At 45.3% G+C, this 25,939-nt stretch carries 24 protein-coding genes; 7 read left to right on the forward strand and 17 right to left on the reverse strand.

Annotated elements, in window-relative coordinates; all coding sequences use genetic code 11:
- Positions 1-26: 26 nt before the first annotated feature.
- Positions 27-1,154, reverse strand: coding sequence for an acyltransferase family protein (locus ACLHG7_RS15110; RefSeq protein ID WP_410211809.1), 1,128 nt, complete (start codon positions 1,152-1,154; stop codon positions 27-29).
- 287 nt (positions 1,155-1,441) lie between these two features.
- Between ACLHG7_RS15110 and ACLHG7_RS15115 the strand changes: the two genes are divergently transcribed.
- Together ACLHG7_RS15115 and ACLHG7_RS15120 are read left to right on the forward strand one after the other, a co-directional pair.
- Positions 1,442-2,236 carry a peptidoglycan DD-metalloendopeptidase family protein gene (locus ACLHG7_RS15115; protein WP_410212043.1) on the forward strand — a complete coding sequence of 265 codons (795 nt, stop codon included), beginning with the start codon at positions 1,442-1,444 and terminating at the stop codon, positions 2,234-2,236.
- A complete protein-coding gene (locus ACLHG7_RS15120) occupies positions 2,237-2,842 on the forward strand; it encodes an HAD family hydrolase (protein ID WP_410211810.1) in 606 nt (201 codons plus the stop codon).
- On the opposite strand, the gene ACLHG7_RS15125 is transcribed toward ACLHG7_RS15120, so the two are convergent.
- The 9 genes from ACLHG7_RS15125 to argC all read right to left on the reverse strand — a co-directional run bounded on the left by ACLHG7_RS15125 (position 2,839) and on the right by argC (position 12,983).
- Positions 2,839-3,672, reverse strand: a complete 834-nt coding sequence (locus ACLHG7_RS15125) for a putative RNA methyltransferase (RefSeq protein WP_410211811.1) — start codon at positions 3,670-3,672, stop codon at positions 2,839-2,841. The genes ACLHG7_RS15120 and ACLHG7_RS15125 overlap by 4 nt on opposite strands.
- A 125-nt stretch (positions 3,673-3,797) precedes the next feature.
- Positions 3,798-5,054, reverse strand: coding sequence for a serine hydroxymethyltransferase (gene glyA, locus ACLHG7_RS15130; RefSeq protein WP_410211812.1), 1,257 nt, complete (start codon positions 5,052-5,054; stop codon positions 3,798-3,800).
- Between the two features lie 192 nt (positions 5,055-5,246).
- Positions 5,247-5,918, reverse strand: a complete 672-nt coding sequence (locus tag ACLHG7_RS15135; protein WP_410211813.1) for a glutathione S-transferase — start codon at positions 5,916-5,918, stop codon at positions 5,247-5,249.
- Positions 5,919-6,014: 96 nt separating this feature from the next.
- Positions 6,015-7,322 carry a serine hydrolase domain-containing protein gene (locus ACLHG7_RS15140; RefSeq protein WP_410211814.1) on the reverse strand — a complete coding sequence of 436 codons (1,308 nt, stop codon included), beginning with the start codon at positions 7,320-7,322 and terminating at the stop codon, positions 6,015-6,017.
- Positions 7,323-7,441: 119 nt separating this feature from the next.
- Positions 7,442-7,807 carry a Spx/MgsR family RNA polymerase-binding regulatory protein gene (locus ACLHG7_RS15145; RefSeq protein ID WP_410211815.1) on the reverse strand — a complete coding sequence of 122 codons (366 nt, stop codon included), beginning with the start codon at positions 7,805-7,807 and terminating at the stop codon, positions 7,442-7,444.
- Between the two features lie 101 nt (positions 7,808-7,908).
- Complete coding sequence (gene clpA / locus ACLHG7_RS15150; protein ID WP_410211816.1) at positions 7,909-10,194, reverse strand: ATP-dependent Clp protease ATP-binding subunit ClpA; 2,286 nt, start codon at positions 10,192-10,194, stop codon at positions 7,909-7,911.
- A gap of 167 nt (positions 10,195-10,361) precedes the next feature.
- Entirely contained in the window at positions 10,362-10,802 is a 441-nt protein-coding gene (clpS, locus tag ACLHG7_RS15155; RefSeq protein ID WP_407640786.1) for an ATP-dependent Clp protease adapter ClpS, read from the reverse strand.
- Positions 10,803-11,006: 204 nt separating this feature from the next.
- Positions 11,007-11,774 carry a DUF6776 family protein gene (locus ACLHG7_RS15160; protein ID WP_410211817.1) on the reverse strand — a complete coding sequence of 256 codons (768 nt, stop codon included), beginning with the start codon at positions 11,772-11,774 and terminating at the stop codon, positions 11,007-11,009.
- A gap of 102 nt (positions 11,775-11,876) precedes the next feature.
- Positions 11,877-12,983, reverse strand: coding sequence for an N-acetyl-gamma-glutamyl-phosphate reductase (gene argC / locus ACLHG7_RS15165; protein ID WP_410211818.1), 1,107 nt, complete (start codon positions 12,981-12,983; stop codon positions 11,877-11,879).
- 303 nt (positions 12,984-13,286) lie between these two features.
- On the opposite strand from argC, the gene ACLHG7_RS15170 reads away from it, so the two are divergent.
- The gene (locus ACLHG7_RS15170) at positions 13,287-15,020 is read left to right on the forward strand and encodes a hypothetical protein (RefSeq protein ID WP_410211819.1); all 1,734 of its coding nucleotides are present in this window, start codon (positions 13,287-13,289) and stop codon (positions 15,018-15,020) included.
- A 22-nt stretch (positions 15,021-15,042) separates the two neighbouring features.
- Here the strand turns inward: ACLHG7_RS15170 and ACLHG7_RS15175 are convergent, their stop codons facing one another.
- From ACLHG7_RS15175 to ACLHG7_RS15185, 3 genes are all read right to left on the reverse strand, one after another.
- Positions 15,043-15,798 (reverse strand): hypothetical protein, encoded by a 756-nt coding sequence (locus tag ACLHG7_RS15175; RefSeq protein WP_410211820.1) that lies wholly within the window; start codon positions 15,796-15,798, stop codon positions 15,043-15,045.
- The gene (locus ACLHG7_RS15180) at positions 15,795-16,916 is read right to left on the reverse strand and encodes a 4-phosphoerythronate dehydrogenase (protein WP_410211821.1); all 1,122 of its coding nucleotides are present in this window, start codon (positions 16,914-16,916) and stop codon (positions 15,795-15,797) included. Before ACLHG7_RS15180 ends, ACLHG7_RS15175 begins: the two co-directional genes overlap by 4 nt.
- Before the next feature lie 71 nt (positions 16,917-16,987).
- On the reverse strand, positions 16,988-17,536 hold the full coding sequence (locus ACLHG7_RS15185; RefSeq protein WP_410211822.1) for a PadR family transcriptional regulator: 549 nt from the start codon (positions 17,534-17,536) through the stop codon (positions 16,988-16,990).
- A 170-nt stretch (positions 17,537-17,706) separates the two neighbouring features.
- Here ACLHG7_RS15185 and ACLHG7_RS15190 point away from each other — a divergent pair, with 170 nt between their 5' ends.
- Genes ACLHG7_RS15190 through ACLHG7_RS15205 form a run of 4 tightly spaced genes read left to right on the forward strand, consistent with a single transcriptional unit; the run spans position 17,707 to position 21,077 of the window.
- Positions 17,707-19,728 carry an FAD-dependent oxidoreductase gene (locus ACLHG7_RS15190; protein WP_410211823.1) on the forward strand — a complete coding sequence of 674 codons (2,022 nt, stop codon included), beginning with the start codon at positions 17,707-17,709 and terminating at the stop codon, positions 19,726-19,728.
- A 51-nt stretch (positions 19,729-19,779) separates the two neighbouring features.
- Entirely contained in the window at positions 19,780-20,202 is a 423-nt protein-coding gene (locus tag ACLHG7_RS15195; RefSeq protein ID WP_410211824.1) for a nuclear transport factor 2 family protein, read from the forward strand.
- Positions 20,203-20,241: 39 nt separating this feature from the next.
- Positions 20,242-20,850, forward strand: a complete 609-nt coding sequence (locus ACLHG7_RS15200) for a patatin-like phospholipase family protein (RefSeq protein ID WP_410211825.1) — start codon at positions 20,242-20,244, stop codon at positions 20,848-20,850.
- On the forward strand, positions 20,847-21,077 hold the full coding sequence (locus ACLHG7_RS15205) for a hypothetical protein (protein WP_410211826.1): 231 nt from the start codon (positions 20,847-20,849) through the stop codon (positions 21,075-21,077). Before ACLHG7_RS15200 ends, ACLHG7_RS15205 begins: the two co-directional genes overlap by 4 nt.
- Before the next feature lie 146 nt (positions 21,078-21,223).
- Here ACLHG7_RS15205 and ACLHG7_RS15210 read toward each other — a convergent pair whose 3' ends face one another.
- The 4 genes from ACLHG7_RS15210 to ACLHG7_RS15225 form a co-directional block, all read right to left on the reverse strand.
- On the reverse strand, positions 21,224-22,381 hold the full coding sequence (locus ACLHG7_RS15210; protein ID WP_410211827.1) for an iron-containing alcohol dehydrogenase: 1,158 nt from the start codon (positions 22,379-22,381) through the stop codon (positions 21,224-21,226).
- A 178-nt stretch (positions 22,382-22,559) separates the two neighbouring features.
- Complete coding sequence (locus tag ACLHG7_RS15215) at positions 22,560-23,171, reverse strand: TetR/AcrR family transcriptional regulator (protein WP_410211828.1); 612 nt, start codon at positions 23,169-23,171, stop codon at positions 22,560-22,562.
- 95 nt (positions 23,172-23,266) lie between these two features.
- Positions 23,267-25,057 (reverse strand): DUF4105 domain-containing protein, encoded by a 1,791-nt coding sequence (locus tag ACLHG7_RS15220; protein WP_410211829.1) that lies wholly within the window; start codon positions 25,055-25,057, stop codon positions 23,267-23,269.
- Positions 25,058-25,156: 99 nt separating this feature from the next.
- Positions 25,157-25,528 (reverse strand): hypothetical protein, encoded by a 372-nt coding sequence (locus ACLHG7_RS15225; protein WP_410211830.1) that lies wholly within the window; start codon positions 25,526-25,528, stop codon positions 25,157-25,159.
- Positions 25,529-25,939: the final 411 nt, after the last annotated feature.

Here is a 25,939-nt window from a genome sequence, read left to right on the forward strand (position 1 = left end):
GCAATGGACGCTCCCCATATTTATATCTAGGCTTTCGTAAATAAATTGGCAATTTTTGAAGAGACTTTAATCGCAGTTTTATCCACAAGACGGAAGTAAATTTCTGAAAAGCCAATCGTGACCAATAGCACTGAAATACAGCTTATCAGCGCGGCCAGCGTATAACTGATCTCTAAAGAAGTCAGATAACCAAATAAAGGAATCCCCACGACATACAGAATCAGTAAATGACTCAAGTAAGCGGAAAAAGACAGTTTGCCCAGATAAATCGTCAACTGATTGGTGATCATTTCTGACAGTTTCTGGTTACCCAAAATTGAAATCACAATAAAGGGCCCTGATAAGAAATTCAGAATCTCATAGGTATGATCGTCGAGTAAATTATAGAACCACTGATACGATGTGCTGTCGTTATGAACACCCGCAAAATATAAGCCCAAAATAAGGCATGCTGCAGCCACTAGATTAGGAATTTTTTTCTTATTGAGATAAAAAAGCGATCCAATTAAAAAGGCAGCGTAACCCAGATAATCCACTTTAAAGCATAAGACAATCGTCGCAATGGGAATGAGCCAATAAAAAACTTTCTTCTTTTCCATTAAATACAACAAAAAGAACAATCCGAATGACCCGAAGAACTCAATCTTCATGGTCCAGAGCACCCAGTTGTATTCACTATTACCAAACAGGAAAGAACCAATGCTGCCTTCATAGAGCGCATGCTGCAAAGAAGGATAGGTGACATTCCCAATCTCAGACGCCCAACTGGTCATCCCCGTCGAATCCGGATCAAAAAGCGTATAGGCTGCCCATAATAAAACACAAGATACAAAAGCAGGGATCATTAAACGCGGATAACGTTTTAGACTCATCGCCTTGATTTTTTGGACGGGATCTCGGCTATTCACAATCGAATAAGTCAGCACAAAACCACTCAATACAAAGAAAATATAGACCGCGGCCGTCCCCGAATACCAAAAGGCAAATGGCGAATTATGGATCCATAGCTCAATGGATTGTGTGGGGGTTGGCTCATTAAAGAAATAATGCAGGGATGGAAAAAAGCTGAGGGATAAGTGCGAGAAAATCACGAATAGACACGCCACTCCTCTAATTGCTTCAGCTGATTCAATTTTTTCTTTAATCATGGTCATTAAAATATGCTTTCTTAAAAAATCGTCATTAATCTTTAGCTATTATATGACATTCAGAATATATGATCTAATCTTAATATAAAGCAGCAATTACAAACGCCTCATGCTTGCAATCATCCATCGTGACTGGAAATCGGCTAAATGATGGAGAATTTGTATTGTTTTAATGTTTTGAAGAATTTTATAAATATTTTCCCTTATCATTGCAGCATATTCGTTTATCCCTTTTTTCCGGAGTTCTTGCCGTGCGCTATTCATTCTCTGCCCTCCCCCGTACGGCGTTCCTGATGACAACCTTAAGTCTTTTCTCGATAGTAACTCATGCCGCCTTGCCACAAGATTCACGGCGAGCGGGTGGTATCGCCGTGATCGAAGTGAATCCGACAACCAAATCGGCGACACTCGATGATCAGCCTGTTGCTTTAGTAGCTGACAATAATAAGAACTATGCCATCGTTGGTATTCCCATTTCAGCGACAACTGGAACGCATACGCTAAAAACCGATCAAGGGAATTTTGACTTTAGCGTCGCCGACTATGCTTATCCCGAACAGCGCCTAACGATTAAAGACCAAAGTAAAGTGACACCAGATCCTGATGAACTGGCACGTTACCACCGCGAAGCCGTCGAGCAGAATACGATTTATCAATCTTTTACAACCCCACAAGGCAATAGCTTTCCGAGCTTTGTACTCCCTGCACATGCTCGCTTTTCAAGCCCATTTGGTTTCAAACGTTTCTTTAATAATGAACCTCGCACACCGCATGCTGGCTTAGATATTGCTGCGGCATTCGGCACCGTCGCACATGCGCCTGCAAGCGGTGTCGTTGTTCAAACTGGAGACTATTTCTTTAATGGTCAAACCGTGATGATCGATCATGGTCAAGGCATAATCTCCATGCTCTGTCATCTCAGCCGAATCGATGTGAAGATTGGACAAACCGTGGCTCAGGGGGACGCCATTGGCTTAGTAGGTAAAACAGGTCGTGCGACGGGACCACACTTGCACTGGAGTATCAGCATGAATAATGCACGCGTCGATCCACTTTTGGTCATTCCGGCATCTGAAAAGCCAAATTAAATGAGCACGGTTAAAGCACTACTTTTCGATCTGGGTGGTGTAGTCATCGACATCAGCTTTGTTAGTGCATTTCAGCATTGGCGTGCACTCTCCCCACTTAGCCTAGAAAACATGCAAGACCGCTTTCAATTTGACGAAGTCTTTCAGCGTTTCGAACGTGGTGAGATTGGTGAGCCCAAGTATTTTGAGCGCTTACGAAAACAGCTTCAATTGACAGGCAGTGATGATCAAATCAAACAAGGCTGGAATGCGATTATCAAAGGACAGATTAGTGAAACGTTAGCTGTGGTTCAGCAAGCCCGTCAAAAGCTCCCCTGCTTTGCATTTTCGAATACCAACGAAACTCACATCACCGTTTTGGACAGAGACTACTCCGCTGTACTAAACACATTTGACCACGTCTTCCTGTCATCACGAATTGGTATGCGTAAACCGGAACAAGCCGCGTTCGAGTTCATTGCACAATCCATTGATGTACGCGTTCATGAGATTCTTTTTTTTGATGATCTTGCAGAAAACGTCAATGGCGCTAAACGAGCTGGGCTTCAAGCCGTGTTGGTTCAAAGTCCAAATGATGTTCGTCGTGCGCTCTCAGCATTTGTTTAAGCTTTTTTCTGGAATAGCATCAGATTAAAAGCCGCCCCTGTCTCAAACTCATCCCGTAGCTCTAATGCTGCACGTTTTTCAGGCTTTGCCTTCCAGACATAAGGCGTCATCAAGAGTAAATCTTTAAGAGCTTGATTGGGAAGTCGCAATGGAAAAGACACCTCACTGCGACGGTGTAAGGTAAATAGCTCTTCGAATCCGAGCAAGAATTTATCAGGCTCATGGGCAAGCACTTCATCGAACAATCCCTGACGCATCGTCCATAAATGTGTTGGTGCTGGCGTCACTACCAGAACAAAGCCTTCGGGTTTTAGCACACGTGCCATTTCTGCAACTGGCAAGGGGCTAAACATGCTACTGGCAATATCCACTGAGCAATCCGCCAGTGGTAACATGGCACCACTGCCGACCAGCCAAGTGATGTTTTTAAACTTTTTGGCCGCCAGTTGAATCGCAGTTTTAGCAATATCCAAACCGATCACATCATCTATAAACAGGCGAAAATGACTGGTGTAATACCCTTCCCCACAGCCTATATCTAACAGTGACTCCGCATGAAGCGGACTGAGTAAGTCAGCAACGGCATCGCGCAGTGGTTGATAATAGTTTGCCTGTAAAAAAGCCCGACGCGCTTTGACCATATCAGGATTATCACCCGGATCACGACTTTTTTTATGTTGGACCAAATGCAAATTAAGATAGCCTTCCTTAGCCACATCAAAGTTATGGTGATTGGCACATTGCCATGACCGACTTGAAGAAACCGCTTCAACATCGTGCACAGGGGCATGCAGTGGCTCATGGCATAACGGACAAATCAATTGCGGCATATAAGCTCAATCTTGGCAATAAAATAAGGTGCTAACCATCACGATTAGAATGAAAACAGCCGCATTTTAACTTAAAAATGCGGCTGTCCTTTACCATTTACAATGCGTTTAGAAAATCGAGCCGATTAGTCTTTCGCGTAAACAGGGAATTTTGCACAGACAGCAGAGACTTTCGCTTTCACTTGAGCGATGACATCTGCATCACCTTTGCTATCCAATACATCAGCAATCCAACCCGCCAACTCACGCGCTTCAGACTCACCGAAACCACGAGTGGTGATTGCTGGGGTACCGATACGAATGCCTGATGTCACGAAAGGTGAACGAGGGTCGTTCGGTACTGCATTCTTATTGACTGTGATACCTGCCTGACCTAACCATGCATCAGCATCTTTACCAGTGACATCTTGTTTGATCAATGACAACAGGAAGAGATGGTTATCAGTACCGTTAGACACGATGTCATAACCACGCTCAATCAACACCGCTGCCATTGCACGGGCATTGGTCACCACTTGTTGTTGATAGGTTTTGAAGCTTGGGTCCATCGCTTCTTTAAAGCAAATCGCTTTTGCTGCAATCGCATGCATCAGCGGACCACCCTGGTTACCTGGGAATACAGCTGATTGCAATTTCTTTTCAATCGCTTCATTGGCTTTTGCCAAGATCAAGCCAGAACGTGGACCACGTAATGTTTTATGAGTTGTTGTAGTCGTCACGTCAGCAATTTGCACTGGGCTTGGGTAAACACCAGCAGCAACGAGACCCGCAACGTGTGCCATATCGACCATCAAATACGCACCAACTTTGTCCGCGATATCACGAAAACGTTGCCAATCCATCACACGACTATAGGCAGAGAAACCCGCAATAATCATTTTTGGCTTATGTTCAAGTGCCAAACGCTCAACTTCGTCGTAATCGACTTCGCCCGTTTCAACATTCAAGCCATACTGCACTGCATTATAGTTTTTGCCGGAGAAAGATACTTTTGCACCATGGGTCAAGTGACCGCCGTGTGCCAAGCTCATACCCAAAACGGTGTCGCCACCTTCGAGCAATGCTAAAAATACCGCACTGTTGGCTTGGCTACCCGCATGTGGTTGCACGTTGGCATAGTCAGCACCAAACAATGCTTTCGCACGATCAATCGCCAATTGTTCGATCACATCGACATGCTCACAACCACCGTAGTAGCGCTTGCCTGGATAGCCTTCAGCATATTTATTGGTCAAGCTTGAACCTTGGGCTTCCATGACGGCTGGAGAACAATAGTTCTCAGATGCAATCAGCTCAATATGGTCTTCTTGGCGTTGATCTTCTGCATCTATAGCAGCGGCAAGTTCTGGATCAAAATCATGGATAGAAATATTGGCAAACATGGAAATACCCTCAAGCAGTCAGCGAAAGATGCGAAATAGAAACTAGGCAATTATCTAGGCGGTCAAATCAAGCGGGGGATTTTAACACAATGCCATGCATTAACATCAAAAAATGATGACTGCTTAGCGTGAGTTTTTTCAGTTCCACATGAAAAACCTACCTAGCAGACTGCTGGTGGGTTTTGTGGACACTTATCCCAACTTAAATTCACCACCGCGCTCAAGCGCCCGCTGATAAGCTGGTCGAGCATGAATGCGATCGAGTAGCGCTTGAATCTTAGGATAACGACCCGAAGTCGCACCACCACGTGCACTCGCGGCTTCAAGAGGAAAACTCATTTGAATATCCGCTGCGGTGAGTTCATTTCCTGCAAACCAGAGGGTTTTATTCAATTCAGACTCTAGAAAATCTAAATTGGTATCGATATTGGGTTGGATAAATAAACTTTTAGTCCGCTGTGAAATCTTCTTGGCGATCGGCTTGATAAAAAAAGGCATGGGGGCTGTTTCTATCCGATTAAACACCAGTTTCATGACCAAGGGCGGCATGAGCGTACCTTCGGCATAATGCAGAAAATATTTGTATTTCAACCAATCCGGCGTATTTTTTTCCGGCAGTAGGCGACCATCAGCATAACGATCCATGAGATATTCAATGATTGCGCCAGTTTCAGCGACAGTGACCTCGCCATCGGTAATCACGGGTGATTTCCCTAAAGGATGAATTGCTTTGAGAGATTTTGGCGCCAGCATGGTTTGTGGATCACGCTGATAGAACTTAATCTCATAAGGTAAGCCCAATTCTTCGAGTAACCAGAGAATGCGCAGTGAACGCGAATTATTGAGATGATGAACGGTAATCATGTGATGATCCCTATGCGTTAAATGAAACAGCCTTGTATATTAAAACCAAAAAGCCACCCGTATATACGAGCGACTTCCTTTTTGAACACAATAGCATCAATGAGCGACTGGCACACTCGCCAAATCATAACCAAAGATAGAGCGGCGATCCTTGGTGTGCAGACGAGCGCAATTCTTGGAAATTTGATAGAGCAAATAACCCAGTGCGGGTAAATGAGTGCCTACAACTGACTTGCCCGTACTTAAGATCGAGACACTGGTATCCCGCTCTGGATCGGCCCAACAGAAAATATTGGAAAAGCCCAAATGCCCAAATGCATGAGCTGTCATCGGTCCAAACAAACCAACAGGATTCGCACCCAGCATAAAGCCAGTACTATAACGCATCGGTGCCAGTAAAGTGGTATCCAAAGTCATGCGTGAACTTTCGAGTGTCGCGCGGAATACAGTCTTGGGATCAAAAATCTTAACACCATTATAGGTTCCGCCATTCAGCAACATTTCAAAGAAACGCCCGGCCTGCTCTGTCGTGGTATAGATATTGCCCGCTGGACATATCGTGTCCATAAAGCGCTCATCATTGGTGACATTCACCGCAAGATTTAAATCTCCGCCAAGCACATGATTTAAGTAGGCATTTGTACCCAACGCCGGATAGAATCCTGTCGCACTATTCATCGCCGCGAGATCACGAAACTCTGGCGCTAATCCATAATTAAAACATGGCATGCCCATGGGCTTGGCAACATTATCTTGTAAAAAATCTTTTAGACTTTGACCTGAAACCCGCTCGACCAACTCACCTAAGATATACCCTGCGGTGACCGCATGATAAGCAAGACGATAGCCTGAAGGTGATACGGGTTTTGCTGCATAGAGTAATTTTAAGATCGCTTCTTTATCAAAGAGCAGCTCAGGACTCACATCAGCATCAATATGAGGAACGCCGCCACGATGTGACAGCAGATGCAAAATTGTTGCGCGGCGCTTACCGTTGACCCCAAATTCAGGAATGTACTGGCTTACTGGATCAAGTAGATCAATCTCCCCACGCTCACTCAGCAAATGCACCAGCATCGCCGTAACCGCTTTTGATGCGGAGAATAAACAGACTGGCGTGTCTGGTGTAGCAATGATTTTTGCTGCATCTTTACTGTCATCAGGGCCATTACCACGGGCATGTCCTAAAGTACGATTCAGGACAATCTGACCTTGGCGACGTAAACAGATTGATAGCATCGGATGATTACCCGTGCGATAAAGCCCTTCAACAGCATGCCAAATATGATCCACTTGTGCAGTGGTCATCCCAGCCAGTTCTGGCGCTACCTCGTCAGATGCGATACGTGTGACATTGCTGATATCTTTTGGAACGTGGATGGTGTTGGTCGAAAATATTTTCATGTCTTTCCTGCACTTAAATTTGGGGATTTCTGCATTTTATGATCGAACTCATAGAAATCTTAAGCAGCACATTTAACGAGTAACGTAATCAATAAACCATGTCAAAAATCGACAACGACTTAAACCGCTTCAGCCAATTGACGATATTGATCTTCTTGTAGACCACAAATCACTACCGCTTTGCCATCATGATCACCAACCAGAATAGGACGTTTGATCACGCTGGTCTTATTTTGCATCAATTGAATTGCTCCAGCACGGGTATTTGCAGCCGCTTGATCGGTCTCGGACAGTGCACGCCACGTGGTTCCTTTGCGATTAATCAGGGTATCCAGACCAATATGATCAATCCATGTTTCAAGCGTCGCGGCATCAATGCCTGATTTTTTATAATCATGAAAACTATAAGGAACTCCAAGCTCATCCAGCAGGGTGAAGGCTTTTTTCATCGTGTTACAGCTTTTAATACCGTAAATCGTATACATCTATTTTTCCCCAATATTATGAATATCCACATGTCATCCTTAAACAAAAACCCATCAAATGATGGGTTTTTGATTCAACATAGTGCTTGAGTTTAGCAGCATCATGCTGGCTCTGGCTCATTCTGCTTAACAACTTCAAGAACCAGTGCAGACTTGCCATCACGCTCACCAACGCTCACACGCACGGTGCCACCATGATCAGCCAACTCACCAAACAGGATCTTCTCTGCCAAAGGTTTCTTCAGCTCTTCTTGGATTAAACGCTGCATCGGACGTGCGCCCATGAGGCGATCATAGCCACGCTCAGCCAGCCATAAACGGGCATCTTCATCCACTTCAAGCAGGACTTTTTTATCATCCAATTGCGCTTGCAGCTCAACCAAGAATTTATCCACCACCGAATCAACCACACTGGTTGGCAGTGCGGCAAATTGAATCACAGCATCGAGACGGTTACGGAATTCAGGAGAGAATGCTTTTTTCATCATTTCCTGATTATCATGGCTGTGGTCTTGCTGTGTAAAGCCCATGCTTGAGCGGCTGATACTTTCCGCGCCAATATTGGTGGTCATGACTAAGACCACATGACGGAAATCGGTTTTGCGACCGTTGTTATCCGTCAGCGTACCGTGATCCATGACTTGCAACAGCAGATTGAACACTTCTGGATGCGCTTTTTCAACTTCATCGAGCAAGAGCACACAGTGCGGATGCTTATTGATCGCATCAGTCAGTAAACCGCCTTGATCAAAGCCCACATAGCCCGGAGGCGCACCAATCAAACGAGAAACGGTATGACGCTCCATGTATTCTGACATATCGAAACGAATCAGTTCGATACCGAGTACATTCGCCAATTGACGCGTCACTTCAGTTTTACCCACGCCTGTAGGACCCGCAAACATGAATGAACCTACTGGTTTTTCAGGTGCTTTAAGTCCTGCACGTGACAGCTTGATCGCTGCTGCAAGCGCAGTGATTGCTTGGTCTTGACCAAACACCACACGTTTAAGATCACGTTCCAGATTCATCAAGACGCTCTTATCATCGGTCGAAACCACTTTCGATGGAATCCGCGCAATCTTGGCAACGATGGCTTCAATCTCAGGCACATCAATCACTTTAGGCTCAGGTGTGATCGGTTGCAGACGTTGATATGCACCCGCCTCATCCACCACATCAATCGCTTTGTCCGGTAAGAAACGTTCCTGAATATGCTTCGCTGCTAATTCTGCGGCAGCATTCAATGCGGCATCGGTATAGACCACGCCATGAAACTCTTCAAAACGTGAGCGCAAGCCTTTTAAAATGGCAATCGTATCGGCAACAGTCGGCTCATTCACATCGACTTTCTGGAAGCGACGCGACAGTGCATGATCTTTTTCAAAGACCTGACGATATTCTTGATAGGTGGTTGATCCAATACAGCGCAATGAGCCATTGGCCAATGCAGGCTTGATGAGATTCGACACATCCATGGTGCTGCCCATCGATGAACCGGCACCGATGATCATATGGATTTCATCAATAAACAAAATCGCATTCGGTTGTTTCTTGAGTTCATCAAGCAATTGCTTAACACGTTTCTCAAAATCACCGCGATATTTGGTCCCTGCGATCAATGTCCCGATATCAAGACTGTAGACCACTGCTTTTTCAAGGGGTTGATGGGCTTTACCATTCACAATCAACCATGCCAGACCTTCTGCAATCGAGGTTTTACCGACACCTGGATCACCCACCAACAGTGGATTGTTTTTACGGCGACGACTGAGAATTTGAGCGGCGCGCTCCACTTCCTTTTCACGACCAATCAGCGGATCGGTACGTCCATCAGCAGCTTGCTCGTTCAAATTAACCGTATAGAGTTGTAATGGACTCTTCGAAGAATTGGAGCTTTGCTCTTCTTCAGGCTCACTATCCGAGGAACCATCCATCGGCGAATCTTCATCTTTGCGGGTACCGTGCGACAGATACTGGGTCAGATCCAAACGATTGACCTGTTGTTTCTTCAGCAAATAAACCGCAAGACTATCTCGCTCGGAATACATGGCAACCAACACATCAGCACCTTCTACAGGACGATTACCACCGCCTGACGACTGTACATGGAAAATTGCGCGCTGCAAAATTCGGTCAAAGCTATCCGTTGCATGAGGCGCCTGTTCATTGGCCTCAGACAATTTTGGAGTGTTTTGGTCAATATATTCATTAAGCTCTTGACGCAGTGCTGGAATATCCGCGCCACATGCCTTCAGGGCATTTACGGCCGAATCATTTTCCAGTAACGAGAGCAACAAATGCTCAATCGTCAAAAACTCATGACGTTTCTGTCTCGCCATGGTCACAGCTAAACGCAGAGAAACTTCGAGATGTCGACTCAGCATAATGACCTCATTTGCAACACAAATTGCAGCTTAGTTAATACAACATTAGTTGTGTGATGACCCAATATATCCTTATTCATCACAGCAAAATCCTTTTTTTTCAACTGCGAGGGCTACAACACTTGGCTACACAGCAGCGTTAATACCTGTTGAACCTTGATTGAATCTCAAATCGCCTGAGGTTCAATCTGACACAATAAGGGATGCCCCTGCGCTCGTGCATGACGATTGACTTGTTGTGCCTTGGTCTCCGCGATGTCACGCGGATAAACCCCTGCAACACCTTTACCTTGATAATGTACAGATAACATCACATCGGTCGCACGGTCAAGATCAAGACCAAAGTATTGTTGTAATACCTCTATTACAAACTCCATGGGGGTGTAGTCATCATTAAACAAGACCACGACATAAAATGGAGGTCTTGCCAAATCTGGCGTTGCGGTCGCAACATCACTTTCATGATGTTCTTCTTGAGGATTCCCTTGATCATCCTCAGGCGCCTGCATCACCACGACATCCTGTACAGAATGAGAAATGCAAGGAAGATGCCAATCAAACGACTCGACTTGAGACTGCTGAAACCACTCCACAGGTGAAAACGGGATCGGCTGAATCACAAAGAAGGATTCAGCACGATTTAAAGGGTGTGCGGCACGACCTCCTACTCTCTTAGACCGAGATCCAAAAGAATTCACCGGCAGTAGTCGGGCTTTCACATTACTGTTCATCATTGCTCCGCAGTCAAACACCATCTCAAAAAAAACATGATTAAATACATTCATTAATCATCAATACACTGTCTTAATCCATTAAGACGCGCTGGAAACCACTTTTGCTGTTCGTGCATCTGGTGTTGCAGTCAGCGGCATATTTTTTAGTGGAGCCCCACGCTCCCACGCAAAGCGCTGTATCAAGGACTGTCCACCGGCATTCGCACTGATTTCAACAAATTCTGGCGTGAAACCCGCAGGCATGGTCCAACGTCCCGTGATACGCTGGAAATCGGTCAAATTGATATTGGTACTAACCGGAACGGTCACGACTGTATCGCCTTGCAACAGTCGAACAGCAAGTGTTCCTCGCGCAGCACTTGTCTTCTGCCGCAATTGCATCAGATCGATGTGGTACTCAAAAACATTTTGTGAAACTGGGACAATCTCAACATTTTGTAAAGCAAGCGCAATGCCACCAAAGCCCAGCAAACGATCACGATATGCTTTTAAGCGCGAATCTGAGAGCGCTTGATCTGCAGTATTCTTCGCCAGAGTATCGGTTAATCCTTTAGAGGTCGTTAACGCGATATCACGCTCTTGAACCGTTTTAGACAAGGTATCGGTGAGTGTCGTAATTGATAATTGCTGCTGTTGAACCTGTTCTTTCAGCGAGTCTAAATCACTGCCACTGGCACCGACCACACTCATGCCTTGGCGATGTCCCACGAAATATCCGAGGGAAACGCCACTGACGAGAATCAATATCCCTGTTGCAATCAATAAGCGCTCACGCTCACCGTGCTTCAACCATTTCGCTTTCAATGATTCTTGTATGGGTTGTTGTGTTGATTGTTGCTCATTCATTATTTTTGACACCTAAATACGTTCTCCATCATATCGCGAGATGGTTACAACTGCACATGGCGTTGGAAATACACGCTCCAATCGCCAAGTGGACATCAAAGGCTATGGCATCAGAGGAACAACATCTAAACCTAATGTCTCTGGTAAACCAAACATCAGATTCATATTCTGCACCGCTTGGCCAGCCGCTCCTTTAACCAGATTGTCTTGTACCACTAAAATGACAAGTAAATCACCGTTATTCGGACGATGCAGCGCAATTCTAAGATGATTAGACCCACGAACCGAACGCGTATCGGGCAAGCTACCTGCGGGCATCACATCAACAAATGGCTCATCGGCATAGCGTTTTTCAAATAATGATTGTAAATCTGTCGCAAGACCCGCTTCAGTCAGACGAACATAGATTGTGCTAAACATACCACGAATCATCGGCACGAGATGCGGTACAAATGTCAGTTTATCGAACACCTGATGATGTGTCGTATCTGACTGCATCGCCTTTAAACCTTGAGCAATTTCAGGATGGTGACGATGACCTTTGACTGCATATGCTTTAAAGCTATCAGAGGATTCTGAAAATAATAAGCTCACTTCAGCTTTACGACCTGCGCCCGAGACACCCGATTTAGCATCAATAATCAAACTGCCCGGATCGATCAACTGGGCTTGCTGCTCTAGTAAAGGCAACAGACCTAATTGCACCGTTGTTGGATAACAGCCTGGGTTACCAATAATACGAGCGGCTTGAATTTTGGCACGATTAATCTCAGGCAAACCATAGACTGACTCAGCCAATAAATCAGGGCAACTATGCGGCATGCCATACCATTTCTCAAATTCAGCGGTATCCTGCAAACGAAAATCAGCAGCGAGATCAATGACTTTTATACCTTTTTCAACAAGCTCACGGGCTTGTTTCATCGCCACACCATGGGGTGTTGCAAAGAAAACGACTTGGCAATCCGCTAGCTCATTGGCATCGTTGTTGGTAAATTTCAGATCCGTCAAGCCTCGTAGACTAGGAAACATGGCATCTACCCGTGTACCCGCTTCGGTGCGAGAAGTCAGCGCTGCAATATGAACGGCAGGATGGCGCACCAATAGACGAACGAGCTCAACGCCGGTATAGCCGGTCCCTCCGACGATCCCCACATTTATTTTTTGTGAATCCTTTGAATGGTGATATTGATCTGGAGAAATACTCATTTCACTACCTTTAAAATGGCTAAAATCTGACTATAGATGGTTGTCGTTACAATAATGCGAGTATGACAGGATAAAACCTCAGACAAAACTGTCAAATGAAGTAGACGTAGCGCGAAGATTGTTCTTTAATGTAGCTCATGTTAATTTTGACCTATAAGTCGCATTTGTCAAAAAGATTTGACAGTGAGAATGCTCCAACTAAAAAGACAATCAGTCTATAACCAGAACATCGCGACATTCATTTTTTTGAAGAAAGTGATCTCTTCAAGGATGTAGTTCGCAGAATAATGAGGGAGAGCTTGGATGCTTTCAACACCCAGACAGCGTAATTCTCGTAAAAATATTGTCAATCGTACGGCGAACACGATCGGACAACATCCTAACTTGCTGCCCCCAAGCTCCACTGATGGCACAGCACCATCCATGTCCCTTTTACAAAACACGATCAGCAGAAATACTGCAAAAGCAACACATCGCCACGCTTACCTACGTATTGCTTTAGCAGTGAGTTTGGCATGTGGTACTGGACTTGCGCTAACAGGGTGTGGCGGAAGTGGTGATGCCACGACCCGTATCGACACAACACCGCCCACAACGCCTGTTGACCCCACGGTTCGCACATCGTACAACATTACTGTGCGCTCCCCCGTTAAGCTGATTAATGTTAAAGCCAGCGCAACCGATGCAGCAACCGGGACCGTACTAGGTACGACAACCATAGCTAGCGGCAATGATCTGGTCATTGCGGTTCCTGTAGCCTATACCAAAAATGGCAATCTGGTTGTCATCACACTAAGTCCTGTGGACAGTACATCCAGTTATTTCGATCCAATGCTCAATAATGGTCAGGGAAACCTAGCACCCTTCAATCAATCACTACATAGCATTGTCTCGTTATTCCAATCAGACATTACCTCGCGTATCGATCCGTTTAGCGAGATCGTTTATCAACGGGCACTCACCCGCTCAGGCGTACTCTTTTCAGAGCAAACCTTTGGTATGCCTCAACCCAGCTTTAAAACGTTGGCGCCAGAGCATCTGACATTAGCCAACAATGATTTGTCATCCTCTTTTGGTGTATCAAACGGGACCCAATTTTCAGGGTTTATCAATAGCTCCAATGATATTGCTGCACTACGCATTTACTCGACCGCCAACAATACCGCTAACCCCTTTAATGTCGTCAATACTCAAGTCAGCAATGAACTAGTCGCACTGGGTCAGATTGCACTATACGCACAGAATAATGCTTCAGAGACACCTTATTTAAACTTCGCATTACGCGCAGCACTGGATATGCGTGATGGCGACTTAGATGGCATGACCATCAATGGTGGGGAGAAAATCGGTACAGCTCTGATTACCAGCCCGATCCTCTATAGCGGCGTTAGCGCACCAGTTAATAGCGATCCGAATCGCAATAATGTGACAAACTTGCTGACAGACAATACCGCTTTACGTGAAGCTCATGGCACTGCGGTGAAGCAAGCAGCGATTCAGTTCTTTAATAGCGTCAATGCAGCCCCGACATCGACGACTCATCTGGATGCAGACACACTGAGCTATATCCAAGATTTCAACTATGCTAACTTTACCTATAAGGCAACCAGCACGGTCAGCAGTACGCGGACGGGTGCAGGCAACTTTACCTATGCCTTCGGACTACCCACAGGAACAGACTTTAAAAATCTGCTAGATGCCAACGATGGGTCAGGTCGCTCAAACGATATCATGCAATTGAACGGTGTCTATAAAAACAGTAGCGGCTGTCAGTTGAATATCGGCTATGAAGGAACGGTACAACTCAGTCAAGGCAGCCTTTCTTTTACCAGCGTGGTTAATCGTAAGTCCTCAGATAGCCTAACGCGCCTCTCTGGTGATAATTACCTGCTCAATGTCACCTCAGCTGATCAAACCGCTCCGCGCTTTATCCAAGTTCGTACGGTAGGCGGAAAAGTCATCAGTGCAACAACCGGCCGCTCGACTCAAGCCGTACCCATTACCCTAGATACAACTGATTTGACCTGTGCATTCTGATCTATACCGATATCAAATTGCGTTAAGCCTTGGAGACACTCAAGGTTTTCGCAATTAGACGGGTTTCAAGCATGATCATAAGTAAACGATCGAGGCCTAATGAAACACTGACATACTGCAAATCGGATTGCGGAGTTCGATTTGCTGTGTTTACACTCCCCACTTTAATCCCATCGATATAAACATCTGCTCGTTTCAGTGAGTTGACTGCTGCCTCGTAGAGCAAAAACACTGGCATCTCAAGCCCAAGAGTAGGCTCAATAAAATGCGTGAACATGACATCAAGCCATGCCTGACGGTCCTCTCCCAACGAGACATTAAGCCCTAACCGCCTCGCCTGCTGCCGCAGCTCGATTACTGACAAATCAGCGCAATCAAAACCCAACCGTGAAATAAAGGCTTGACGATAAGTGCGTTGTTCCGGCTCTACATCTCCTGAAAAAATAGCACCAAACATTGCAGTGATATCAGTCAATGCCTGAGTAGAATCCCACTCAGGTTGGCACCAATGCAGCACTGAAAACTCTGCTAAATGACGTCGATCCAGTACATCATTCCGCAATACTTTGCTTATCTGATAAATTGCACCACTACCCGCTTCTAGTAGGTGTTGCATTGCACTTAATGCTATTGGCTGTCCATCATGCGCGGATATATCCATCGCAGTATCGACTTCCACAATTTGCCTTACCCTAAAAAAATCACGCAAATTGGCGCATAGAATTGCACGAGCATGCATGGCGCCTAAAGAAACTGTAGGTAAAGAAACAATGCTCATCCCTGATCCCCATAGCTTGACCACTCACGGCGTAGCGGATAATCACGCCGTAATCGATCAAAATCAATGGGGTCAATAGATAGTTCCCCGCTGTTATCCTGCTTTAAACAAGCGCGTAAGGCGAGATCATCCACATGCATGCTGGAAATCTGAGGCAATAGCTGTGGCAGTTGCTCAAGTAAGCTGTGCTTCTGATCAAAGAGCTCGGGCATGGATGGCAACATGCCTTCCAGTGTCAGTTGAGGCTTGATGCCTTGCCACTGGCAAAAAGCCTGATAGACCATCTCTGTGCCACGGGCTTTGCCTTCTAAGGTATAACCCGCAATATGTGGTGTTGCGATGGCGAGCTTCGCCAGCAATCCATTTGTGATTCGAGGTTCATGCTCAAAAACATCTAAGACGACGCTACGAATGGGCTCGCCACTTGACTGTGAAAGATTGAAGTCCGCCAGTAACGCGGCCTCTTTGATGACTGGTCCGCGCGCGGTGTTGATCAGGATTGTATCGGGCTTCATTAAAGCCAAGGCCTGTTCATCCATCAGATGATAAGTTGCATTTACACTATGCTGAGTCAATGGCACATGAATGCTCACTGCATCCACTTGCGGCAGCATCTCGGCCAACGTGACTTGTTCGATATCAGCATGCGTGACAAAAGGATCTACCCCAATGACTCGCCATCCCAAACGCTTTGCCAGTCTGTTTAATCGTGTACCCACATTACCCAAACCCACAATGCCTAAGGTAAAGTGATCTGATAAAGCCCGCTTAGGTTGCACCATCAAAATGGCCGTCGCCACATACTCGGCTACCGCCTGTGCATTACACCCCGGAGCATTGGCAACAATAACGCCCATCGCCTGAAGGCCTTCGACATCCAAATGATCCATACCGATTGTTGCGCTACCCACGAACTTCACGCTTTGGTGCGTCGGACTCAGCGCAGTCGCATCTTGTAAGAGTTTAGGCGTCACCTTAGTCACGGAACGAACCAATAAGGCATCGGCCATTTTCAAATTTTCAGCGTGGATTCCCCGCCCTGCATACGCGGTCACTTCACCAAAGGATGAAAAGAAATAATCGGTCAAACTTAAATTTTCATCGACCACGATTTGCATTAAAAATATCTCACTGTTTTCTATGTTTTTTCTGCATTTAAATCATGTTAAAGATAAATACGCTCTATTGCTTACTCTTCGGTAAGAATTTTATAGGTTTCTTTCGACCAGGCTAAAGAAGACTCCTCATAGAGAATACCGGCCTTTAACAGCATATGCTGGATTCTCAGCGCGCGCGAAGCCTGCCCCTGCGGCTGATTTTTGACACTTAAGAAGTCCCGTTGCTCAATCACACGATAGGTTTTTAATTTTTGCTCATGAATATGAATCCGACGCAATAACTCACCCTCTAGACCCAACGGCCCCATGACAGCATCTGCCCTGAGACGTACAAAGAATGCCTCACGCTGCTGCGGTGGATCAATCGATTCAGCAACCCAACGCTTAAGCTCAGTCACCCCCTCGTCAAGCACATGATAGGTGCGCTTGCGGGTTTTACTACCATCTTCAGCTTCTGATTTGACCCAGCCATTTTCTTCCATTTTGGCTAATTCACGATAGATCTGCTGATGGGATGCCTGCCAGAAGTAACCAATCGACTTCCCAAAACGCTGTGCCAAGTCATAGCCAGAGCAAGACTTTTCAAGCAAGGACACCATTAACGCATGGGGTAACGACATCAACCCTTCTCCACTCTTGGTCACGGATTTTAATTTGTAACGACATTATGCACTCAGTTGCATATTAGCAGTGAATCCATTATCTTTATATGCAACCAGTTGCATAAATGATTTTGATCACATCATCTAACAGAGCAATCAAAGCCACCACACTTTCTATGGAAGCCATTATGAACGCTTATCCTCATCTGCTTAAACCTTTAGATCTGGGTTTCACCACTTTATCCAACCGTCTACTGATGGGATCAATGCATTTGGGGCTTGAAGAAGCAGAACATGGTTTCGAACGCATGGCTGCATTTTATGCAGAGCGTGCGCGTGGTGGCGTAGGACTGATCGTCACGGGTGGTATTGCGCCTAATGATGCGGGCTGTGTATTCCAAGGGGGTGCCAAGCTGACAACAGAGGAAGAAGCCTTACACCACAAAGTGATCACCGACGCTGTACATCAAGCAGGTGGCAAAATTGCCATGCAGATTCTGCATACTGGTCGCTACTCTTATCAACCGTCTCTGGTCGCACCGAGTCCAATTCGCGCTCCAATCAATCCCTTTAAGCCTAAAGAACTCAGCGCAGATGAAGTCGAGCAAACCATTGAAGACTTTGTTCATTGTGCCGCACTTTCTCAGCAAGCGGGCTATGATGGTGTGGAGATCATGGGTTCTGAAGGCTACCTAATTAATCAATTCATCGTCTCTCATACCAACCATCGTACCGATGAATGGGGTGGCAGCTATGAAAACCGTATTCGCTTCCCCCTTGAAATCGTCCGTCGCACCCGCGCACGTGTGGGTCAGAACTTTATCATCATCTATCGTCTATCGATGTTGGATCTCATCGACAATGGCTCATCATTTGATGAAGTAATTCAATTGGCCAAAGCCATCGAAGCCGCAGGTGCGACCATTATCAATACCGGTATTGGCTGGCATGAAGCGCGTATTCCAACAATCGCAACCAAAGTACCGCGTGCCGCATTTGCATGGGTAACCGAGAAGTTGAAAGGTCAAGTTTCTATTCCTTTGATCACCACTAATCGCATCAACTCGCCAGAAGTCGCGGAACAAATCTTGGCAGATGGCATGTGTGACATGGTATCTATGGCACGCCCCCTGCTCGCCGACCCATTCTTTATCCGTAAAGCCGAAGCCAATCAACCGGAGCAAATCAATACCTGTATCGGTTGTAATCAGGCTTGCTTGGACCATATTTTCAGTGGAAAAATTACCTCTTGCCTCGTCAACCCCCAAGCCTGTCATGAGACTGAGTTGGTCTATACCCCGACTCAAAAGGCAAAGCGCATCGCTGTTGTCGGCGCAGGTCCCGCAGGACTCAGCTTCTCTACCGTCGCAGCCGAGCGTGGCCATGATGTGACCTTATTTGATGCCAGCCATGAAATTGGTGGTCAATTCAATATTGCCAAGACCGTGCCGGGTAAAGAAGAGTTCTATGAAACGATCCGTTACTTTAAAAATAGAATTGAGCTGACTGGCGTCAAACTCAAGCTCAATCAACGCGTCACTGCCGAGCAATTAGCAACCGAAGGTTTTGATGAAATCGTGCTGGCGACGGGTATTCAACCGCGCGCGCTCGATATCGAAGGCATCAACCATCCAAAAGTGCTGAGTTATATTGAAGTACTGCGTGAGCGTAAGCCTGTGGGGCAACGTGTCGCCATCATTGGTGCTGGCGGGATTGGCTTTGATGTGGCGGAATATCTGACCCATGAAGGCGAAAGTGGCAGCCAAAATCCGAAAAAATTCTATGCGGAATGGGGTATTGATACAGATTACAAAGATCGCGGTGGCCTGCGTCAGCCTGACGTGGAAACCTCCCCACGTGAAGTCTTTTTGCTGCAACGCAAAACTAGTAAAGTGGGTGATGGACTCGGTAAAACGACGGGCTGGATTCACCGTACCGGACTTAAAAACCGCCGCGTGGATATGCGTTCCGGCATGAGCTATCTCAAGATTGATGATGCAGGCTTGCATGTCAATGATGGGGCCGAAGACTCGATTCTCGATGTCGATTCCATCATCATCTGCGCAGGTCAGGAGCCACTGCGTGAACTACAATCCGCGCTAGAAACTGTAGGCTGCTCAACCCACCTCATCGGTGGTGCAGATAAAGCCATGGAACTAGATGCGAAGTTCGCCATCAAACAAGGTGCAGAGTTAGCAGCACGCTTGTAATCGATACACCGGAAAGGGATTTCTATTTTATTTAAATGTGAGGATACGGCGATGACTGACTTAAGTTTAAATCCAAAGGCTACGACCTCTATTGCCCTTTGGCATCAGATGATTACGGCACAGGACTTCTCCAAGTTACCGACCATCTTGAGTGATGATGCGATATTTCAATCACCCGCGGTGTTTAAACCTTATCAGGGAGCACCTGTGGTGGCGCTGATTTTAAACACCGTCATTCAGGTCTTCAGTGATTTTGAATATCATCGAGAATTCGCAAGTCCCGATGGTCAGAATGTCGTTCTCGAATTTAAAGCCAAAGTCGCCGACAAGCTCATCCATGGCATTGATATGATCCGTTTCAACGATGCGGGTCTAATCTCTGAATTCACCGTAATGATTCGTCCGATGTCTGCGCTACAGACCTTGGCCGCTGAGATGGGTGCCCGTTTGGCACCTTACATGCCCGCAAAGTAAAGTGCCCAAAACAAAATTGGCTTATGAGATTTGATGGTAATGATGTTTAATCAAATCTCGCTTTTAAGAATTGAGTGCTCATATGATCAAATGGTGATGGCGGGTGGTGGTGGCCGTTGTACGTGGCAAGTCGGCTTTTTAGATGTCATCACCCCTGCTCTTGAACTCAAACCGCGTGTCATTTCGACGGTTTCGGCAGGTGGACTGATGTCTTGCTTGATGTTTACCCAAGAGACACGTGCGACGCTGGATTATATCCACACGCTTTTTGGTGCGAATGCAAAAAATATCTACTGGGCAAATCTGTTTCGTGAGCAGCGGGTTTTTCCCCAGCATGAAATGTATTTACAAGCCATGCGTGACCTGTTTGCCAATCGACTTGATCGGCTGCAAGATGCCCCTGAAATTCGTATTGGGGTGACTCATATTCCCCAGTGGCTCGGCGTTTATCCTTCTTTAGCACTGGCAATCGCTGCGTATAACTTTGATAAACATGTGCGTAAAGCACTGCACCCGACGACTGCACGTTCTATCGGTTTTCAGCAGCAATTTAGCCGCGCTCAAGATTGTACGACGGTTGAGGAACTTGCCGAACTCATCCTGCAATCCTCCTGCAATCCTCCTGTACTCCACCAATCATCCCAATGATGCAGGTGCAAGGCAAAGCGATTCTGGATGGCGGTGTTGTTGATAACGTCCCGATCGCAGGACTTGATCCGACCCCAGAGCCTGTGCTGGTTTTATTGAGCCGCATGTATCCGAATCGCCCCACTCAATTCTCATTGAACGATCAGGGCCAAAAGCGTCTCTATGTCCAGCCATCCAGCCCAATTCCGGTCAAAAGCTGGGACTACACCCGCCCCCGATTTGATTGAAGAAACATTCCAATTAGGACGACGTGATGGCCTACAGTTTCTTAAAGATTTTGAACGAGCCATTTAACGATTTTTCGATCATAAAAAAAGACACGCTAGCGTGTCTTTTTTATATTTGAACACATGAATATAAGAAAATAGATCTCTTATAGACTTGCTTCAAGTACACGCTGACTCACGTCTAAAGTGACATTTTTCTTTTCGCCGAGTTTGACCATGCCATTGGTCTCAAGCTGCTTCACCACATGATGCACGGCATCTTGACCTAAGGTATAAGCACTAAGACGCGTTGGCACCTCTAAAGACTCGAAGAATGCCCGGGTTTTGGCAATGGCCTGATCGATGCGCTCATCATCAGAACCACTGGTGATCTGCCAAACACGCTCTGCATACTGGAGTAGCTTGTCGCGTTTTTCAGTACGACGGATCGACAGCATGGAAGGTAAAACAATGGCGAGTGTTCGAGCATGGTCGATATCGTAAGCTGCGGTCAGCTCATGACCAATCATATGGGTTGCCCAATCTTGCGGCACACCCGCCCCAATCAAACCATTCAATGCCAATGTCGCAACCCACATCAGATTTGCACGTAAGTCATAATCTTCGGGTTGTGCCAATACTTTAGGACCAATCTCAATCAGGGTAAGCAACAAGCTTTCCGCAAAGCGATCTTGTACACGACCATCCACGGGATAGGTCAGATATTGCTCCATGATATGCACATAGGCATCAACGACACCATTAGCAACCTGACGTTTAGGCAAGGTATAAGTTTTGGTTGGATCAAGAATTGAGAACTGCGGGAAGACATGCTCACTCATGAAAGCAAGTTTAGTCAGGGTAGATTGACGAGTGATGACGGCACCTTCATTCATCTCGGAACCCGTTGCTGGCAAAGTCAGTACCGTACCAAAAGGAATAGCTTGTTTCACAACCGCGCCATGCGTAGTCAAAATATCCCACGGCTCGCCTATAAAATTGACAGCAGCAGCAATAAACTTGGTCCCATCAATGACTGATCCACCGCCTACGGCAAGGAGAAAATCCAGCTTCTCACTGCGGATTAATTCGACGGCTTTCATCAATGTCTCGTAGGTTGGATTTGGTTCAATGCCGCCAAACTCTTGGACTTCATGCTGAGACAGTGCCGCTCTCACCTCTGCAAGCGTGCCATTCTTCTCTGCGCTAGCACCGCCAAACAGAATGAGTACTTTTGCATTTTGCGGAACCAGACGGCTAAGTTCAGCAATTTTGTTCTGCCCGAATACAATACGGGTAGGGTTATAAAATTCAAAATTTTGCATAACAACTCCAGAGTTTCGCGGTATGCGAAAAATAAATAATAGAAACATCTCAACTTTAAAATATTAGACTGGTCGTCTAGTTTATACCCACAACAATCTGGCTTAAATGCAGTTCACAACGTGAAGGGCTATAACCTCATCAGCTTCAGAATCACTCTGAAGCTGGATTAATGATGAATTAGGATGATGGATACGGTGTAGACAAGGTGGCTTCGGTAACCTGCATTGCCAGCTCAAATGGGCTACGATCCCCGCTCAACTTACTCAGGAGACTGGCGCCAAGCCAAAGCTGATAGAGCATCTGAGCGATAACTGCTGCGGGTTGCTTAATTTGGATCGACTGATCGACTATGCCCTCTTCGATACAGGCAGTCAGACGCTTAATCACCCGGTCAGTACCCAGCTTAAGGGTGTTTCTCATGTCGTCAGAGAGATCGGCCACTTCCGCACTCAGCTTAACCACAAGACATTTACGTGCATCGCTACATGTACTTTGGCTATTCAACCAATCTGACCAATAGTTCATCAGGCGTTCACGTGCCGTTGCTGAATTCAGTCCATCCGCATTCAGCAGTGCATCAAGCTTTAGCTTATAGCCTTCGATATAGTGCTCAAGCAGCGCATTCCCATAGGCTTCTTTTGAACCAAAATAATGATAAAAAGATCCTTTGGGAATCTCTGCAGCCGCTAAGATTTCAGCCAAGCCAATTCCATTAAAGCCTTTTTTTGCAATAAGGCTTTCTCCTGCATCTAGAATGCGATGGCGAGTTGAATCATGGGTTGCTCTCATGGCATGAAGATTAATTAGAAATAGACCAGTCGTCTAGTAATAAAATGTAAACTGTTCGAAAAATATAGAAATTCACAGACACAACCAAAAATACGTTAGAACATCTTTTTGAGCATGAGGGCGTATGCCGTTTTTTGTTTGTCATTATTCCAAAACTGCTCAAACGTAAACTGGAGACTCAACTCTGGAGTAAAACGCTTAGACTGAATCCATTTGATGGAATTATAAGGTTGGCTGAATTGCTGGGTTGTATAAATGCGCTTGTATTGGATAACCGACTTCATATCATATTTTTCATTGGCAATAAGCCCCAAACTGGGTGAGACATGCACACTAACACCATGCTGAAAATAATCAACACCCACCAAACCCAGTGCCGATATACTTAAATTAGGCATCACTTGATGGGTTAATCCAGCACCGCCTTCGATCGTCGTCGCATGCTGCTCTGTGAGGTGATAATCCACATGAGGCTCATAGCTCATTGAAAATTTACCAGAAATACCACCTGTTAACACATCATAAGGAATATAGGATGTCATTGAGTAAAGCTTCAAGTAATCCAGCTTGAGCTTTTTCTCTTGGGTTAAGTACTTCAGTCCAATATTGCCTAGCAGCAACTCATGCTCACTTGCGGATTGACTATTATCATCTTCAAGCTTCTGCGCCGCAGGCAAGTAATCCAAACGAAGATCATATTGATGATTGTCATAACCGCTCCCTACCGAGAACTGGCTATCATCAGGCGCTTTCAGCGGACTTTTATATTGAGAAAGATCAATCGAGAAATCCTGAACCAGTGGTTTAGATTGCTCAAATTGCGTATTAAACTCTGCCTGATCGGCTGCAACTTTCCCTTGATCAATACGGTAATCACGATAATGGCTAGCAACCTGATAGATCACAAACTTCTCTTCTGGTGATGGCGTACTTTCAATCAGTGGTTTAAGCGCTTGATGATCTACCGCGCTCTTAAGTTTTCTTTGCCATGAAGGGCTATAAGAGTCAGATAACATACGAATCGCAAACTTATCGGCAGGCAGCAACGTTGTACCGACAATCAAATGCGCAGCATCACTACTTTTGACGATATCAAGTGGTGTCAACATCTGGCTAAAACGCTTGCTAACTTCTGGATCACCCGTTGTGGCCAACATAAAGTGGGTCAAGGTTGCGCAGTTATAACGACTAAAATAATAAGTCAACGCAGCCGTTTTGAGCTCCCAGACATGATATTGAATGCGCTTTCTTTGCTCATCCGTTAAACGCAGATCATAGGTCCAGATATTTCTTTGCTCGCGGTGCTGGTAGCGTTCCAACTTTTCTTGTAATGGTGTCAGAGAGAAATAACCTCTCTTACCCGTCACCATAGCCTCAAACATCAGCTTAGGTGCATTGATTCCTTGAACCTCAGTAAAAAAAGAAATGGCATGATCCACATGCTGATTTTTCTGATTCACCCCTGAAAACTGGATCAGCACATGACCCATCATGCTGGATGGCTGAGTGATATTATCCGATACATAAACCAGCTTAATGTCGTTAGCGGGTGCATTGTTCAGATATTCGAGAAAATCAGGGCACTGAGCAAAAGAGATCGGAGGCAGTTGTAGTTGTTGCTGAAGCCAAACAGCACGAGCAGGAAATCTACAGACATAAGCAGCGTTATTCGCACTGAGTAAGGCATTGATATTTTTTGCCAGCTCATTAGCCAATGAAAATCGAGGCCAACTTAAAAGAAACTGGTTATCTTTGATATAAGGTTCTTGATCATGTACATGGAGAAGCGCTTGCCACTCTAGACGCTGTTCTAGTTTTTGGCTTAAAGCCTGATCAACAATCTGACCTGAGTCAGTAGTGGAATCAATGGGTTGTGCATGCACCATTGAAAAAGCACAGCAGAGCACGAAGAAAAGGGAAGCTAAAAAGCCTCCCTTCCCTATCCATATTTGCGTTAACTTTTTTGAAGTAAACGTCAAGATGGCTTATTTACAGCTGATAACTAAGTTATCGTTGTATTTCCACATTTTTTCGGTTGAATAGTCGGTTGTTGAACCGAATGCACCACCAGACAAAATGTTAATCCAGAACATTGAGTCCACTTGCTTTGGTGCGAGTGTTTGAGGATTACAGTTTGAATTGCTTGTAATAATTGTTTTGTCTGTTTTTGAACGTGTTAAATCAACAATACCAGGTACTGCAAATGATTGGCCATCAACACTTGCAGTGATTTTTGAACCGTTTGAAGTGGTTACATTCACTTTTTGTGTTTTGTCATTCAGAATAGACGCACAGCCTGTTGCCAATACAACAGATGCAATTGCGGTCAGACCGATCATTTTTTTTAAAAGACTCATTTCTTATCCCTTTTTGATAAATATAAATACCATGGCACTTGATACCAAAGTGCAACGATTCTATCACCGTCTAATTACATATTAAATAAAAATAAATCAAAATCATAAAGTTATATTAAAAATAATTAATTATCAATAAATATCAAATAGTTAAATTTATTTATTTTTTATAAAAATTTTGATCAATCGAAAAACTCTCTATGAAATAGAGAGTTGGAAGAGATTAAAACTACCAAAAAATAAAATACTAATTTAACGATTAGCTTTTTTTCAATGCCACCAGATTTGACAGAAACTGTGAGATTCAAACTCACCCACAAAGAGTGAGCATAATAAATGAGTGTTTTTGAAATACGTTGTCACAGACTTACTAAACCATCTAGTTCGATCATATAAAGACACACAAAACCC

The organism is Aquirhabdus sp. (assembly GCF_046462495.1).
In the GTDB taxonomy this organism is placed as follows: Bacteria; Pseudomonadota; Gammaproteobacteria; order Pseudomonadales; family Moraxellaceae; genus Aquirhabdus.